Genomic DNA, 13,450 nt, shown 5'->3' on the forward strand with positions numbered 1-13,450 from the left:
CGCCTGGGTGACAACCACCATCACATGGTCTGCCAGCGCGTCGAACATGAGAAGTTTTGCCTGCAAGGTTACAGAGATAACGTTCTGGGGCGTTTTTGCTCCCGCAGTCAGGCGGCCCTCGCCACCGCACAAGTGGCCGGAATTCTCACTGCAGCGCACGCAAGCCACAGGAACTACACAGCAGCCCTGCACGCTGCTGCTCCAACCACCCACATGGCGCGATGACACGCGCCCGCACCCGACCAAAAGGGGTATTCATGAACAGCTTTTTGAACCAACAAGACCGAGCCCGGTCCCTCAATGACGACGAGGCAGGCGGCCAGGAATCTCCCGCGGCCCACCAGGAGGCCCTCGGCGGATCATACGTGACCACCGCCGCACCCCGCACCGGCCTCCCCGAAGGCTACGTGACCACCGCTGCACCCCGGATGAGCCCCCCTGGAGGCTACGTGACCACTAGTGCGCCCCGCACCGGCCACCCCGGCAGCTATGTGACCAGCATCCGGCGCACCCAACTAGGGTGTTGACTATGAGGTCGAACGTTAACACCTCCACCTTTATCTAGCCTGGGCAAACCTCCGAGTTGTTAACGCTGACTTTTGGCAGGTCAAAATGGCTTCTCAGCCTAAAGCGGGAGTTTGCGGTTCGAATTCCACCTTGGGCACGTTTGACCCCCTGCTAACAGGGGGTTTTCGTGTTTAAGTGCTCCCGCTGACCCAGAAGTTCCTGGATCGGAACGGTCAATCCTTCGGAAATGCCCAGCACGCTATGGAATCGTCCAAACGGCACGTCCCCACTAGGGCAGATCGCCGCTTGAGTTCTCGGCATACAGAAAAAGGCAAGAGCACCAAGACCATCCGCAACAACCACGACCTCGTCTTTTCCTCGATGGAACGAGCCGTGTTGTTGAAGAACAGGGCAGATAATATTCCTCACTCATGGCGAGTATGCGCTTCTGCTTCTCACATCAGTAGTACACCTCAGTAGACGCTCGCGGACATGGCCACAAAGGCCAGAACTCCCGGTGGCCAAGCCCCTAGACACAAGCCTTGGCTGTACTAGCGCTTGCCACCGCCGCTGCGCCGTGCGGTCCACGCCAAGTAGCCGCCCAATACCGTGACTGCGCCAGCACCGCCAGTAACCAGCGTGTTTTGCCAAGCCTTGAGCCGTCCCTGATCGGCTGCTGTAAGCTCCCCAATTCCTCGAACAAATGCTGCGATGATCACCCCTGCAACAAGACGATTTCCGATGCGTTCGGCGCGGGTAACCAGAGGCACCAATTCCTCTGAGCGCAGGTGAACCTCGACGCCGTCGTCCAGTAGATCAAGTAGCTTTCGCAGCTTTTCGGGCAGATTGGCGCCCAGGTCTGCTACATCCAAACCCATTTGGGAGAGATTGTGAAACAGAGTGCGTGGAGTGGCCCTGGCTAAGGCCAATCTTCTGGCATAGGGCTTAACCACCGTGCCGAGGTTGAAGCTCGGATTCAGCCGTGCTCCCAGTCCTTCTGTCATGAAGATCATTTTGGTCAGCATGGCTATTTCGCTGGGCAGCTGAAGATGGTGATTGCGCAGAAGAGCCAGCATTTGGGTGACCAGAGGCGAGATTTCGATTTGGCCCAACGGGCGTCCCTGATAGAGCCGCATGAAGCGCAGAATATCCTGCCGCAACCGGCCACGATCGGCGGTGGGTCGGTTGATCGAGAGTTCCAGCAGTGCCCTGGCGATGTGGTCGGGGTCGTCAACGCTGAACGCCAGCAATAGTTTCCCCAAGTGACCCTGGAGCTCGTTGTCGATTTCTCCCACCATGCCGAAATCTATCAACGCGATTCGTGAAGTTGATTCAACAAAGAGATTTCCTGGGTGGGGGTCGGCATGAAAGAAGCCGTCCTCAAAGATCATCTTGACAGCAGCTTTAGCTGCCAGATCTGCCAGGCGGGTTCGCTCGAGGTCAGGCATGGCAAGAACTTCGACGTCGTCGATCTTCAGGCCAAAGATTCTTTCGATGGTCAGCACTCGGGAGGTGGTGGTGGACCAGAAGATTCTGGGAATGTGGATGCTGGGGTCGTTAGCAAAGTTTCGCGCAAATCGTTCCGCGTTGCGCCCCTCTTGCAGGTAGTCAAGTTCGGCCCGAAGTGTGGCTGAGAACTCGGCGGCAATGGCCTCAAGGTTGTAGTCCGCCAGTGCCGTCCAGTTCCGGGCTGCCTGATGGGCCAGGTTTTGAAGGATCTCCAGGTCTTCCTGAACTTGGGCAACCACGCCAGGTCGCCTGACCTTGATAACCACGGCGGTGCCATCATGCAATGTTGCTGCATGGGCCTGACCAATTGAGGCACTGGCCAGTGGAGTAGTGCTAAATGTTTTGAAGAGTTCTTTGGTCGTTCCACCCAACTCCTGCTCGATGAGTGAGGTGATGATCTCCGCAGGAACTTCCGGCGCCCCGCTTTGAAGTTTGGACAGTGCGCCAAGGTAGTCCGGTGGGAGGATATCGGGCCTTGTGGAAAGCACCTGCCCGAGTTTGATGAAGGTTGGTCCCAGTTCCTCCAGTGCGCGCCTGAGCCGTTCGGGGTTGGAGAGATCATCAGGCAGCCACGGTCCTGAGCCCAGGTGTATCCGGCCAAGGCCCAACTTTGCCAGCAGGGAACCGAAACCATGCCGCGCCAAGATTTCCGCTACCTCGGCGTACCGCTCAAAATGGTTGCCCATGGATGCCCCCATCAGTGGTGGTCCGCCTTGACCGGCTCATCAGGGCCCTGATCCAGGCGGAAAGGCGGGTACTCATCCCGCAGCAGGAGGGCATAGCTGGCGACGCGGTAGATCCACCGGTTGATGCCCATGATGAGATCAAAGAGTGGTCGTTGGTATCGCCCTGTGAACAAGAGTCCGACGGCGGCAATGAGCACCAGAATGCCGAGCAGGGAGAACCCGACCCTATGGCCGTAGTCCGATTGCCAATCACCGCTCTGGCCCCACATGGACCACGCAGCACTGGTGAATATGGCTACGACCAGCAGGTGGGGGAGCACCAAGAGCCACCACTTGACCAGCACTAGTCCACGGGAGAGTTGACGGGGATAGTCAACCTCGAAATCGGCGGGATACTCGGTGGCGGCAAGGGTGAATGGTGGGTACTTGTCGGTGGCTAACGCCGAGTAGGCGTAGAACGTCACCCGCCAGCTCCATCTCAGGACTCCGACGTTGAAGTTGAAGAGAGCGCGGGGGTAGCGGCCGGTGAACAGGATGGCGAAGCCGGCAAAGATTGTGGTGATGACCACGGCGCACCACAGGAAAAACAAGACGATCATGTGCGGCAAAGCCAGAAGCCATTTGACTAGCCACAACCCCCGAGACAGCTGCGGGTCAAGTTGCCCGGTGAGTCTCGCCGGATATCCTTTCGCGTAGGCATGCTCGCTCGGGGACACGCCGTCGCCCGTGACCGGATTGTCAGGCACTGGCTGCCGGGATGACGGGTGCCGTCTGCCCAGGCCCACGGCACCCAAGGCGATCAAGCCAGCCCCGATGATCAAGGCTGCCACCCCGCCAGTCAACAACGCCGGTGTGATTGCTCCAAACAACTCGGAGTGGAACCCGGCCGCCATGTTGACGGTGACACCCGGGCTGGCATCGGCGTTCATGATCACCATGACCCAATCACCACTGCGCAGGTCCATGGTGACTTGCTGTGTACCGGTCCCGGATGCTTGCACTGCCCAAAAACTTTGCTCCCCGGGCAGCTCCGGTGCGGCTTGGCCGGGAACATCGCTGTAGCTCACCCGGAACGGCCGGGTTTCGACGCCGGTAATGACTGTTGTGTGCACACCGTTGAGATAGCTCTCCACTTCCGCCTTGGGGCCAATGCCAATGAATACCTGACCCCCGGGCGCAGCGGACTCGGCACTCAGCCGGATGCTGCCAAGGTCAAAGGGAATCGACTCGACGCCAAGCTGGGCCGGGGGAGAGGAGAGCGCATAGGAGGTGGTGGCGAATTCACGCGCCTCGGAAGTGAAGTAGCCCTCTGATCCCTGCTGTGAACTCACCACCGCCGAGGCCACGCCACCGATGACCCCGCCGGCACCAAACAATGCCAGCAACGTGCCAAGCACCAGGGCCACCACAAACCCAGCCGCTCCACCTTGAGTGTTGCCTGAAGGTCGCTTCGAGCCGTCAACCACTGAATTGCTCGTCATGCCATCGCACCTCTTTCGTCAACTACCACTGTGTGGCTCACGCTGCGGCATCACTAGAGGCTAAGGTCACTGCTGGCTGGGAAAGGGTAAGAGAGCCATCAATGGTGCATGTCGCCGTTGTGCAAAGGTGCCGCTGCGGGTTTCCCGTCGGTGAGGACGTACTGGGCCATCATGCCTTGATCTTCATGCCAGAGCATATGGCAGTGGTACATGTAAGGGGTCATTGGGTCGGCGTAGGCGCTGAACGGGACGGTCAGCTCGGCGCTGCTCCCCGGGGCAATGAAGATGGTGTCCTTCCACCCTCGATTCCAGGGCGCGGGGCTTTCACCATTCTCTGTGTTGACGATGAACTGAGTTCCGTGGATATGGAAATTATGGGCGCGCCTCGAGGTGTTCTCGATCATCCACGTCTCGGTTGAGCCGGCCGCGATCACCGTATCAATGCGGCCCATGTCCATGGACTTTCCGTTGATCGTCGTATTTTCGAGCATAAAATGACGGTCGACGGCGGCTGCTCGCGTAGGGTGTGCTGCGGCCGGGAGCGTTGCGGGGAGTTTGCTCGTGGAGTCACCGTTCGCTCGGGTGATGCGCAGAATTCCGTAGGTGTCCTCGGCGCCGGAGGTGACGTTGTCCCCACGGCTCATGCCAAGATCGTGTGGAACGGAGCGAAGCACCAGGTCGGCGTCTGGGGGCACCGTTATGACTACTTCGGCACGTTCGGCGGGGGAGAGCAGCAAATTGCTCAGCGGCACCGGCGCCGGAAGAAGGCCGCCATCGGTGCCCGCGAGATGAAACACGTCCCGTGTCGAGAGCTCAAGGTTGTAGCAGCGCGCTGCCGAGGCGTTGAGGATACGTAAGCGCACCAAACTGGTGGATGCCACAAAGTGCGGTTCGTAAGTGCCGTTGACGATCACCGTGTTACCTATCCGCCCGATGGGCGTAGTGGTGGGTGTCCCCGGACGTTGGCCTCCGGACTGGACCGTGACGTCCTGAATGATCAGGGGGACATCGTCCACGCCGTATTCCGCGGGCAGGCCAGGGGGTGCCTCGTCGTCGACAAGAAAGAGCCCTGCCATGCCTCGGCTGACCTGCAACTCGGTCTGCCCGTGTGGATGAGGGTGATACCAGAGGGTCGCCGCGGGTTGCTCGATCTGCCAGGCGGCTGTCCACGTTGCAGTTGGGTTGATGCTTTGATGTGCGGTGCCGTCCTGGCTGGCGGGCAGCACCATGCCATGCCAATGTGCGGTGGTCGGAACTGTGAGCTCATTGGTGACGTGGATGCGTACTTTTTCCCCGCGGGCAGCACGCAAGGTGGGGCCCAGGTGGGCGCCGTTGAACCCCATCGTCGCGAAGGAGACACCGGGTACGAGCTCGGTTGCTCCCGCCTGCGCGTTCAAGCGGAAGACCCGTTCGCCGTCGATCATCTCAGAGTCCAATAGTGGAGGGACCCGCAGGGGAGTGCCAAATGAAACCCCTGGGCTGTCCGGTTGCCGGGCCTTAATCCAATAACCAATCCCACCAGCGGCGCCGAGCGCGCCTATGCCCAGCAGGAACGTTCGTCGTTTGATCTGGATCGGCGGCGGGCCCTCTGCCGACGGCTCATGGGTATTGCTGGCGGCGGTGCTCATGCGCGGGCGCTCGCCGTTCGGCCGATGTGGGATCGGGCGTGGGCGATAGTGGGCTCCAGTTCGTCGAAGAGATGGTTGGGGTGGCGGAGCGAGTCGACGGCGCCGAGTCGCTCGAGGACTGGCAGATGTTCAGCCCTGATTCCCTTGATGAGAACCGTGACCCCGCGCCGCTCCAGGGCGTTCACGAGTTCGGTGAGGGTGTGAGCGCCGGTGGCATCGATGAGTTGGAGTTGGGAAAGGCGCAAAATAACCACCTCGATACCTTCGTGAGCGTTGATGCGCTCGAGGATTCGCTCGGCGGCTCCGAAGAACAAGGAGCCATCGATCCGGAACAGTGCAATCCGTTCGTCGCCGGTAGTAGGGGTACCGTCCAATTCCTCCCGGTGAACACCGCTGGCGGCGCTGAGGGCGCGCAGCGCGAAGAACGCGGCCACTGCGATGCCGATACCGACGGCGATGATGAGATCAAAACTCACCGTAATGATCGCCGTGATGACAAATACCATCGCGTCTGATCGGGTCGATCGCAGCACCTGTTTAATGATTGAGGGGGAGATCATCCTGGCTGCCGTGACCATGAGGACCCCTGAGAGTGCGGCCAACGGGATCACTGCGACCACGTTTGCTGCCACGTACACGACGGCGAGGAGAGCTAGCGAGTGCACGATCGCAGACGCCCGGGTTCGCCCACCGGAGCGGACATTGACGGCCGTTCGGGCAATGGCGCCAGTGGCGGGCATCCCGCCAAAGAACCCCGACGCGATCGAGGCGAGACCTTGCCCTACGAGTTCACGATCAGCGTTGTAGGGGCCCGTGTCCGTCATTGACGCAGCGACCCTGGCCGAGAGCAGCGATTCGATAGCGGCCAAGGCTGCCACTGCGAATGCAGGACCCAGCAGGGCGAGCAGACTTCCCGAGGTGATCGCCGGGAGTGCCGGCAACGGCAGCGAATGGGGCAGTTCCCCGATGGTGTCTAGCCGCCCGCCGAACAGTGAGGCGAGAAGAGTAACGGCGACGATCGCGATGAAAGATGCCGGGAGGCGGCCGCTTACACGGCTCAACAGCAGCATGATGACTGCGATAGCCGCTACGGTGGCCAAGGGGAAAAGCGCTGTTGGCCAGTCCGCGTCCAGAGCAGACTCGACAGCGGCAACCACAGCGTTGGTGCTGTGTCCGGCACCGCTCACACCGACAGCTGCGGGAACCTGTTGAAGGAAGATTATTGCCCCAATACCGACCGTGAACCCCTCAATGACCGGCCAGGGAATGTAGCTGACGGTGCGGCCCAGGCGCAGTACGCCGGCGAGCAGGACGATAATACCTGCAAGGACACTGATAACCATCACAGAAGCGACGCCGTGGCTGACCACAATGGGCGCGAGCACCACCACCATCGCTCCTGTAGGCCCCGACACCTGAACATTTGAACCGCCGAACACTGCGGCGACCAGCCCGGCCACAATTGCTGTGATGAGACCTGCTGCTGCACCTGCCCCGGAGCTCACACCGAAGGCCAGAGCCAGGGGGAGCGCCACGATACCCACTGTGACGCCAGCAACCAGGTCACCGCGCCAACTCCGACCAAGCTCGCGATAGTCCTGACGGTTTGGCAGCAACGATCGCAACGACCTCGATGGGGACGTCATCGAACGGAAGAAATCGCCGGCAACGCCAAGGCGGAACTCTGGTGACGCTGCGAATCTTGCAGCAATTCTGAAAGCAATGCCCGGGCAACCTGCAGTAAGTCAGCTACTTGAGGGAACGCCAGACGGTAGTAGACAACGCTAGCTCGCCGTTCGGACACCACCAGCCCGTAGCGGCGTAGCACCGAGAGATGTTGGGAGAGATGCGAGGCCTCAAGGCCAGTGGCACTAATCATCTCTGAGACAGGTGCCTCGCTAACGCCGGCAAGGATTTCCAAGACTCGAATTCGGTAGGGGTGGGCGAGCCCCTTGAAGAGGTTTGCCTTGATCTCGTACAGGGGTCTCTCATCATTCTCGAATGCCATAGCTCTGCTCCTGGATGTCACTGCAAGTGTATGAAATAGTGACTTTATAAAGTCATCATATCAGAATTTGTGGCGCCCAATCATTTCCCAGGGCTGTCACGGATCTGCCAGTACACATGAGTCACTGTCCGTAGGCATGTGCAAGGTCCTTCATCCCCGCTACTTCCCCTTGTTTGTGCGGGTTTGAATCTGATTCGAATCCGATTTTGGGCACGCTTGACCCCTGTTTGCAGGCGCATTCCGCCAAGAGCGTCCAAGCCCCGAATCGTTCGAGCAATCGTACATTGCTCGTGATTTCAGCCCATTTCCCGATGTGGCCGCCAACAAAACGGCGGCATTCAGTGGCTTTTGGCGACCAACGCGACTGATCGTGGGCGAGACCGCCAGCAGGACCGGCCGGCCGGATGCTGACGGTATCCATGGCGGTGCCTGGCGAATAGACGATCTACGTGGGGATCCACGCACCACCGTCGCAAACCTCGCCGTGTGGGTGATCACCACGAGCGCGGAAGCGTCCGGTGGAACACCGCTGTGCTCGGCTTCGAAGTCAAGAACGACGGCGGAGCAGTCACCATCCGTACCTCCTCGGAATCTTGCCTGCCCGCCAGCCCCGAACTCCTGGACATCGCCACCAACGTGATGTGCACGCAACGACCGGCCGGGACCTGGCGTCACGGTCGTCTCGGTTACTTCAGGTGTGGATATGACGTTGTCCTTTGGACTGGCTGAGCGGACACTCGCAGCATTTGAACCAGCCCTGCCTATGAAGATCTGACCGCCTGTTTTAGTCTGCGTTAGATTAGTCAGCGCTAGGGTGCTCGATGTCCAGACGCACGTGCTGGGCGGCGAAGCGAGTGACGAGGTGCTGCAGTGGAGTGCCGTCGGGCAGGCTGTCGAGTGCCTCGGTGACAAGCACGATCGCGCCGGGCCGTAAGGAAAGTAGTTCTGCCTCGGATGCCGTTGCGTGCCGGGCACTAACGACGGTGGAGGTTCGTACATAGTCCTCTATGCCGCAGGCACGCAGCGCCGCCGTGACCGATCCGGTGCGCCGTAGTGCTGTCGCGATGTCCGGTAGCCGCTCGACGTCGAACCAGTGCGTACCCACCGCGATGTGTAGCTCGCCCGTCGAGCGAGTGGTTTCGACGCGGATTGCCTTTCGGTGGGGGAGCCTGAGCCGACGCGCAATATCCTCCGGGGCGTCCTCGATGGTGCTGCTCAACACGCGGCTGCTCGCCGAAGCGCTGCCATCATCGCCGAGGCTTCTTGTCAGTCGAGTACGTAAGCCGATCTGGTGCAAGCGTGCAGGTTCGCTGGTCACGAAAGTGCCGCTGCCGCGCCGAGACTCGACTAGTCCGTCCTCGACCAGGGCTGCGATGGCTTGACGTGCGGTGTGTCGATTGACGCTGTACCGCTCGGCCAGCATGTTCTCAGTTGGCAGGTGATCTCCAGCTCGCAACCGGTTTTCGGCGATTTCGCCGCGCAACTCCTCGGTGATTAGGCGCCACGCTGAGTATCCGCTGTTTGATCGCGAGCCTAACTCAAATTCTGTCACGGTGCCGTCCCTCTATTCGGTTTACCCAAAGTTCATCCAGTGGTTTCCTTCCTGTTCCCCAGAAAGTCCACCTCCCTAGATTCTACGGGCATAAAATTGAAGTTGTCTAGATAAATAGATAACTTCGAGAAGGGTCAGCCATGAAGGACATTGCATTGTGACTGCGCAAGAGAGCACCGCATACGGGCTCGCACCAGATGAACGACGACGGGCCGCGCGAGTGCTCTCGGGAGCCAGGCAAGCCGATCTGGAAATGCTGTGGGCCGACTGGAAGGAACAGCCGGAGGTCACGTATCTGCGGGCGCCGGAAGCCGGACTCGTCATGGTGCAGGGACGGATTGGTGGCACCGGCGATCGCTTCAACTTGGGTGAGGCAACGGTAACGAGGGCCACCGTGTTGCTGAGCGGAATCGGGATCGAGGACGTGATTGGCACATCGTATGTGCTGGGAAGCCACCCCGAACACGCTGGGCTCGCCGCCATCTTTGATGCGCTGCTGCTTGCCCCCGAGCAACGTGCCCGGGTTCTCGCCGAAGTGATCGAGCCGCTTGAGCGCGGCCAGAAAGAGCGTGACGCTGGCGCCCAAGCCGACGCGCGCAGCACTGTCGTTGACTTCTTCACAGTTGCTAGGGAAAACGAATGAGAACACTGACAAGCCAGAACCACACACCCGGGTTCGCGAACCCCGTACACGATGCGCAACAGGTCTTCCGTGCAGTCCTGGAGGCACTCGCCCGCCCGGGTACTCGGCATTCCATCGAGGCGAACCTCAACCCTCCGGAACCGCTTGGCGCCAGCGCAGGCGCGGTCATTTTGGCATTATGTGATGAGCAAACGCCGATCTGGCTCGATCCTACGCTGCGCGCCTCTTCTGCGGTGGGCGGCTGGATCGCCTTTCACACAGGTGCGCGCATCGTTGAAAATGCCAGCGAGGCGCTGTTTGTCATCGCGTCGTCGCCCAATGCTGCACCAACCCTTGCCGACTTGATGCAGGGCACCGATGAGGAACCGCATCGGTCCGCAACTCTCATCATCGACGCTCAAGGATCCCGCAGTATCGGCAACTTGGTAGCGAGCGGCCCCGGTATCTCGGGAACCATCGGCTGGGATGGCGTGGGCCTGCCCAGCGGGTTCCTCCCGCAGTGGCGCGAGAACGGGATGCTTTTCCCTTGCGGTGTGGACATCGTCCTCGCGGCCGAAACCACGGTGCAGGGATTGCCACGCACCACAGCGCTGGTTAGCGCAGATCAGCAAAGTCACCAGCAGAGGAGCGCTTAATGTATGTTGCCGTCAAGGGAGGCGAAAAGGCGATCGCTAACGCGCATGCGTTGCTCGCCAAACGTGGGCGTGGTGAGGTCGATGCGCCACGCATCGACTACGCTCAGATGCGCGATCAAATGGGTGTGCTGGTCTCACGCGTTATGGCTGAAGGTTCGCTGTATGACCCCGACCTAGCAGCCAAGGCGCTGCTTCAGGCGCAGGGCGATGTTCTAGAGGCTGTCACGCTACTACGGTCCTACCGCACAACGCTGCCGCGGTTTGGTCTCACGGTTGCAGTGGACACCGCGGGCCTGCCGTCGGAACGGCGCGTGTCGGCGACGTTCAAAGACATCCCTGGCGGTCAGCAGCTCGGTGCAACGTTCGATTACACGCACCGCCTGCTCACCGACGAATTGGGCACCCCGGAGGTACCTAATTTGGAGATGCCTCCAAGTGCGGCGATGCCGCGAGTGACGGATCTGCTGGGCGTCGATGCTCTCATTGAGGCCGACAAACCCGCAGAGGGCTGGAATGATCCAGATCCGGGAGACCTAACCCGGGAACCCACCACCTTCCCGATGAGCCGGGCCGAGCGTCTGCAGGCCCTCAGTCGCGGAGACGAAGGCTTCCTGCTTTCGCTCGGCTACTCCACGCAGCGCGGCTTCGGCAACAACCATCCGTTCGTTGGCGAAGTCCGTGTCGGCGAGGTGGAAATCGAGTTTGACGCCCCGGAAATCGGACATGCTGTGCCGATCGGACGGATCGAAATGACCGAATGCCAGATGGTCAACCAGTTCGTCGGCAACACCGAGCAGGCGCCACAGTTCACCCGCGGTTATGGTCTGGTCTTCGGGCGAGGCGAGCGCAAGGCCATGTCGATGTCGCTCGTGGATCGCGCGTTGCGGAGCGAGGAGTTCGGTGAGCGCATCGTCTCGCCAGCGCAGGACGAAGAATTTGTGATCGCACACTCGGACAACGTACAGGCGACAGGTTTCGTTGAGCACCTCAAGCTGCCGCACTATGTCGACTTCCAAGCGGAGCTTGGGCTGATTCGCAGCCTTCGCCGCGAGTTCGAGACACGCCATGCCGCGGACGCACGCATGTCCGCCGGCAAAGACCAGAACGGAGAGAACTGATGAGTGCCCCGCGCATCGTCTACAACGAAGGTTATCTCGACGAGCAAACCAAGCGAGTCGTCCGCCGTGCGTTGCTCAAGGGCGTCGCTATTCCCGGCTTCCAGGTACCGTTCGCTTCGCGTGAGGTGCCGATGCCACGTGGCTGGGGGACCGGAGGAGTGCAAGTCACAGCATCGATAATTGGTCCATCCGACACATTGAAAGTGATTGATCAGGGTGCCGATGACACGACCAATGCGGTGTCGATCCGACACTTCTTCGAAAAGGTTGCCGGTGCCGCGAGCACTACGCTCACGGAGCAGGCGAGCATCATCCAGACCCGGCACCGGATTCCGGAGACGCCACTGCGTGAGCATCAGATCATGGTGTACCAGGTGCCGATCCCCGAGCCGCTGCGGTTCTTGGAACCGCGTGAAACGGAGACTCGGCGCTTGCACGCGCTCGAGGAGTACGGTCTGATGTACGTCAAGCTCTACGAAGACATCGCTAAGTATGGGCACATCGCCAAGACCTACGACTACCCGGTTCTCGTGAATGGACGGTACGTCATGGCGCCGTCGCCCATCCCTAGCTTTGACAACCCCAAGATGCACCAAAATGCAGCGCTGCAGCTCTTCGGCGCCGGCCGGGAGAAACGCATCTACGCGATCCCGCCGTACACCGACGTGGAGAGCCTTGGCTTTGAGGACTTCCCCTTCGAGCCTCAACGCTTTGACCGGCCCTGCGAGATCTGCGGGTCCTCCGGCGTCTACCTTGACGAGGTCTTTATCGATGACAAAGGCGGCGTGATGTTCGTCTGCTCCGACACTGACTATTGCGAACGCACTGCCACAGCAGGCGAGAGTCGCCAAACGATGGAGATAAGCGCATGAACAACGAAACCCCGTTACTGAGTGTGACTGGCGCAGGACACCGCTATGGCGACCGCTTCGGCTGCCGCGACGTAAATTTTGACCTGTGGCCCGGCGAAGTGCTGGCGGTTGTGGGAGAGTCAGGCTCCGGCAAGTCCACCCTGCTCGGCATGCTGTCACAACGGCTCACCTTGGACGAGGGATCCATCAGCTACCTTACGACTCGCGAGAGCAGCGTCGGACGCGAGGACGGCACTGAATTCGAGCTGCTCGATCTGGCGACACTGAGCGAACGGGAAGTACGCCGGCTGTGGCGCACCGAGTGGGGATTCGTGCACCAGAACGCTGCCGAGGGACTCCGGATGCATGTCAGCGCTGGTGGCAATGTCGGGGAACCTCTCATGGCGAACGGATGGCGTAACTACAGCAAGATCCGCAGCGAAGCCGAAATGTGGCTGCGCCGCGTAGAAATCCCGTCGGATCGAATTGACGATACTCCCGCGACCTTCTCGGGCGGAATGCGCCAGCGCGTACAGATCGCGCGCAACCTCGTATTCGGCCCACGCCTGGTCTTTATGGACGAGCCGACGAGCGGCCTGGACGTGTCCGTGCAGGCCCGCCTCCTGGACCTGATTCGCCAGCTCGTCGCTGAACTTGGACTTGCCGTCGTCATCGTCACCCACGATCTCGCCGTTGCACGCCTCATCTCACACCGCACCTTGGTGATGAAAGACGGCGCAGTCATCGAATCGGGCCTCACAGACCGCGTTCTCGATGATCCGCAGGCTCCCTACACCCAGCTACTCGTTTCTTCGATCCTTCAGGGCTGATT

General features: G+C 60.5%; 13 protein-coding genes. 7 read left to right on the plus strand and 6 right to left on the minus strand.

What is annotated here, in order from left to right; all coding sequences use genetic code 11:
• The first annotated feature begins 257 nt into the window (after positions 1 to 257).
• A complete protein-coding gene (locus CVS28_RS17155; RefSeq protein WP_103482263.1) occupies positions 258 to 527 on the plus strand; it encodes a hypothetical protein in 270 nt (89 codons plus the stop codon).
• A 531-nt stretch (positions 528 to 1,058) separates the two neighbouring features.
• On the opposite strand, the gene CVS28_RS17160 is transcribed toward CVS28_RS17155, so the two are convergent.
• From CVS28_RS17160 to CVS28_RS17180, 5 genes are all read right to left on the minus strand, one after another.
• Positions 1,059 to 2,702 (minus strand): ABC1 kinase family protein, encoded by a 1,644-nt coding sequence (locus CVS28_RS17160; protein WP_243399950.1) that lies wholly within the window; start codon positions 2,700 to 2,702, stop codon positions 1,059 to 1,061.
• Between the two features lie 11 nt (positions 2,703 to 2,713).
• Positions 2,714 to 4,183, minus strand: coding sequence for a DUF4389 domain-containing protein (locus tag CVS28_RS17165; RefSeq protein WP_103465887.1), 1,470 nt, complete (start codon positions 4,181 to 4,183; stop codon positions 2,714 to 2,716).
• Positions 4,184 to 4,281: 98 nt separating this feature from the next.
• Positions 4,282 to 5,811, minus strand: a complete 1,530-nt coding sequence (locus CVS28_RS17170) for a multicopper oxidase family protein (RefSeq protein WP_103482265.1) — start codon at positions 5,809 to 5,811, stop codon at positions 4,282 to 4,284.
• Positions 5,808 to 7,457 (minus strand): SulP family inorganic anion transporter, encoded by a 1,650-nt coding sequence (locus CVS28_RS17175; protein ID WP_103482266.1) that lies wholly within the window; start codon positions 7,455 to 7,457, stop codon positions 5,808 to 5,810. The genes CVS28_RS17170 and CVS28_RS17175 overlap by 4 nt, the downstream gene beginning before the upstream one ends.
• Complete coding sequence (locus CVS28_RS17180; RefSeq protein WP_103482267.1) at positions 7,454 to 7,819, minus strand: ArsR/SmtB family transcription factor; 366 nt, start codon at positions 7,817 to 7,819, stop codon at positions 7,454 to 7,456. Before CVS28_RS17180 ends, CVS28_RS17175 begins: the two co-directional genes overlap by 4 nt.
• Before the next feature lie 486 nt (positions 7,820 to 8,305).
• Between CVS28_RS17180 and CVS28_RS19530 the strand changes: the two genes are divergently transcribed.
• Positions 8,306 to 8,548, plus strand: a complete 243-nt coding sequence (locus CVS28_RS19530; RefSeq protein WP_133159184.1) for a hypothetical protein — start codon at positions 8,306 to 8,308, stop codon at positions 8,546 to 8,548.
• 70 nt (positions 8,549 to 8,618) lie between these two features.
• Here the strand turns inward: CVS28_RS19530 and phnF are convergent, their stop codons facing one another.
• Positions 8,619 to 9,371 (minus strand): phosphonate metabolism transcriptional regulator PhnF, encoded by a 753-nt coding sequence (gene phnF / locus CVS28_RS17185; RefSeq protein ID WP_103482268.1) that lies wholly within the window; start codon positions 9,369 to 9,371, stop codon positions 8,619 to 8,621.
• 157 nt (positions 9,372 to 9,528) lie between these two features.
• Between phnF and phnG the strand changes: the two genes are divergently transcribed.
• Genes phnG through phnK form a run of 5 tightly spaced genes read left to right on the plus strand, consistent with a single transcriptional unit; the run spans position 9,529 to position 13,448 of the window.
• Positions 9,529 to 10,014 (plus strand): phosphonate C-P lyase system protein PhnG, encoded by a 486-nt coding sequence (gene phnG, locus CVS28_RS17190; protein WP_243399951.1) that lies wholly within the window; start codon positions 9,529 to 9,531, stop codon positions 10,012 to 10,014.
• Positions 10,011 to 10,649 carry a phosphonate C-P lyase system protein PhnH gene (gene phnH / locus CVS28_RS17195; RefSeq protein ID WP_103482270.1) on the plus strand — a complete coding sequence of 213 codons (639 nt, stop codon included), beginning with the start codon at positions 10,011 to 10,013 and terminating at the stop codon, positions 10,647 to 10,649. Before phnG ends, phnH begins: the two co-directional genes overlap by 4 nt.
• Positions 10,649 to 11,767: a carbon-phosphorus lyase complex subunit gene (locus CVS28_RS17200; RefSeq protein ID WP_103482271.1), complete on the plus strand. Its 1,119-nt coding sequence runs from the start codon at positions 10,649 to 10,651 to the stop codon at positions 11,765 to 11,767. The genes phnH and CVS28_RS17200 overlap by 1 nt, the downstream gene beginning before the upstream one ends.
• Positions 11,767 to 12,639, plus strand: a complete 873-nt coding sequence (locus CVS28_RS17205; RefSeq protein WP_103482272.1) for an alpha-D-ribose 1-methylphosphonate 5-phosphate C-P-lyase PhnJ — start codon at positions 11,767 to 11,769, stop codon at positions 12,637 to 12,639. The genes CVS28_RS17200 and CVS28_RS17205 overlap by 1 nt, the downstream gene beginning before the upstream one ends.
• The gene (gene phnK, locus CVS28_RS17210; RefSeq protein ID WP_103482273.1) at positions 12,636 to 13,448 is read left to right on the plus strand and encodes a phosphonate C-P lyase system protein PhnK; all 813 of its coding nucleotides are present in this window, start codon (positions 12,636 to 12,638) and stop codon (positions 13,446 to 13,448) included. The genes CVS28_RS17205 and phnK overlap by 4 nt, the downstream gene beginning before the upstream one ends.
• The last annotated feature ends 2 nt before the right edge of the window (positions 13,449 to 13,450 follow it).

Source organism: Arthrobacter glacialis (assembly GCF_002909415.1).
Classification (GTDB): domain Bacteria; phylum Actinomycetota; class Actinomycetes; order Actinomycetales; family Micrococcaceae; genus Specibacter; species Specibacter glacialis.

Excerpts from the sequence above, each read along its gene's own strand:
- CVS28_RS17155 (WP_103482263.1), top strand. The coding sequence starts at position 258 with ATGAACAGCTTTTTGAACCAACAAGACCGAGCCCGGTCCCTCAATGAC.
- CVS28_RS17160 (WP_243399950.1), bottom strand. The coding sequence starts at position 2,702 with ATGGGCAACCATTTTGAGCGGTACGCCGAGGTAGCGGAAATCTTGGCG.
- CVS28_RS17165 (WP_103465887.1), bottom strand. The coding sequence starts at position 4,183 with ATGACGAGCAATTCAGTGGTTGACGGCTCGAAGCGACCTTCAGGCAAC.
- CVS28_RS17170 (WP_103482265.1), bottom strand. The coding sequence starts at position 5,811 with ATGAGCACCGCCGCCAGCAATACCCATGAGCCGTCGGCAGAGGGCCCG.
- CVS28_RS17175 (WP_103482266.1), bottom strand. The coding sequence starts at position 7,457 with ATGACGTCCCCATCGAGGTCGTTGCGATCGTTGCTGCCAAACCGTCAG.
- CVS28_RS17180 (WP_103482267.1), bottom strand. The coding sequence starts at position 7,819 with ATGGCATTCGAGAATGATGAGAGACCCCTGTACGAGATCAAGGCAAAC.
- phnH (WP_103482270.1), top strand. The coding sequence starts at position 10,011 with ATGAGAACACTGACAAGCCAGAACCACACACCCGGGTTCGCGAACCCC.
- CVS28_RS17200 (WP_103482271.1), top strand. The coding sequence starts at position 10,649 with ATGTATGTTGCCGTCAAGGGAGGCGAAAAGGCGATCGCTAACGCGCAT.
- CVS28_RS17205 (WP_103482272.1), top strand. The coding sequence starts at position 11,767 with ATGAGTGCCCCGCGCATCGTCTACAACGAAGGTTATCTCGACGAGCAA.
- phnK (WP_103482273.1), top strand. The coding sequence starts at position 12,636 with ATGAACAACGAAACCCCGTTACTGAGTGTGACTGGCGCAGGACACCGC.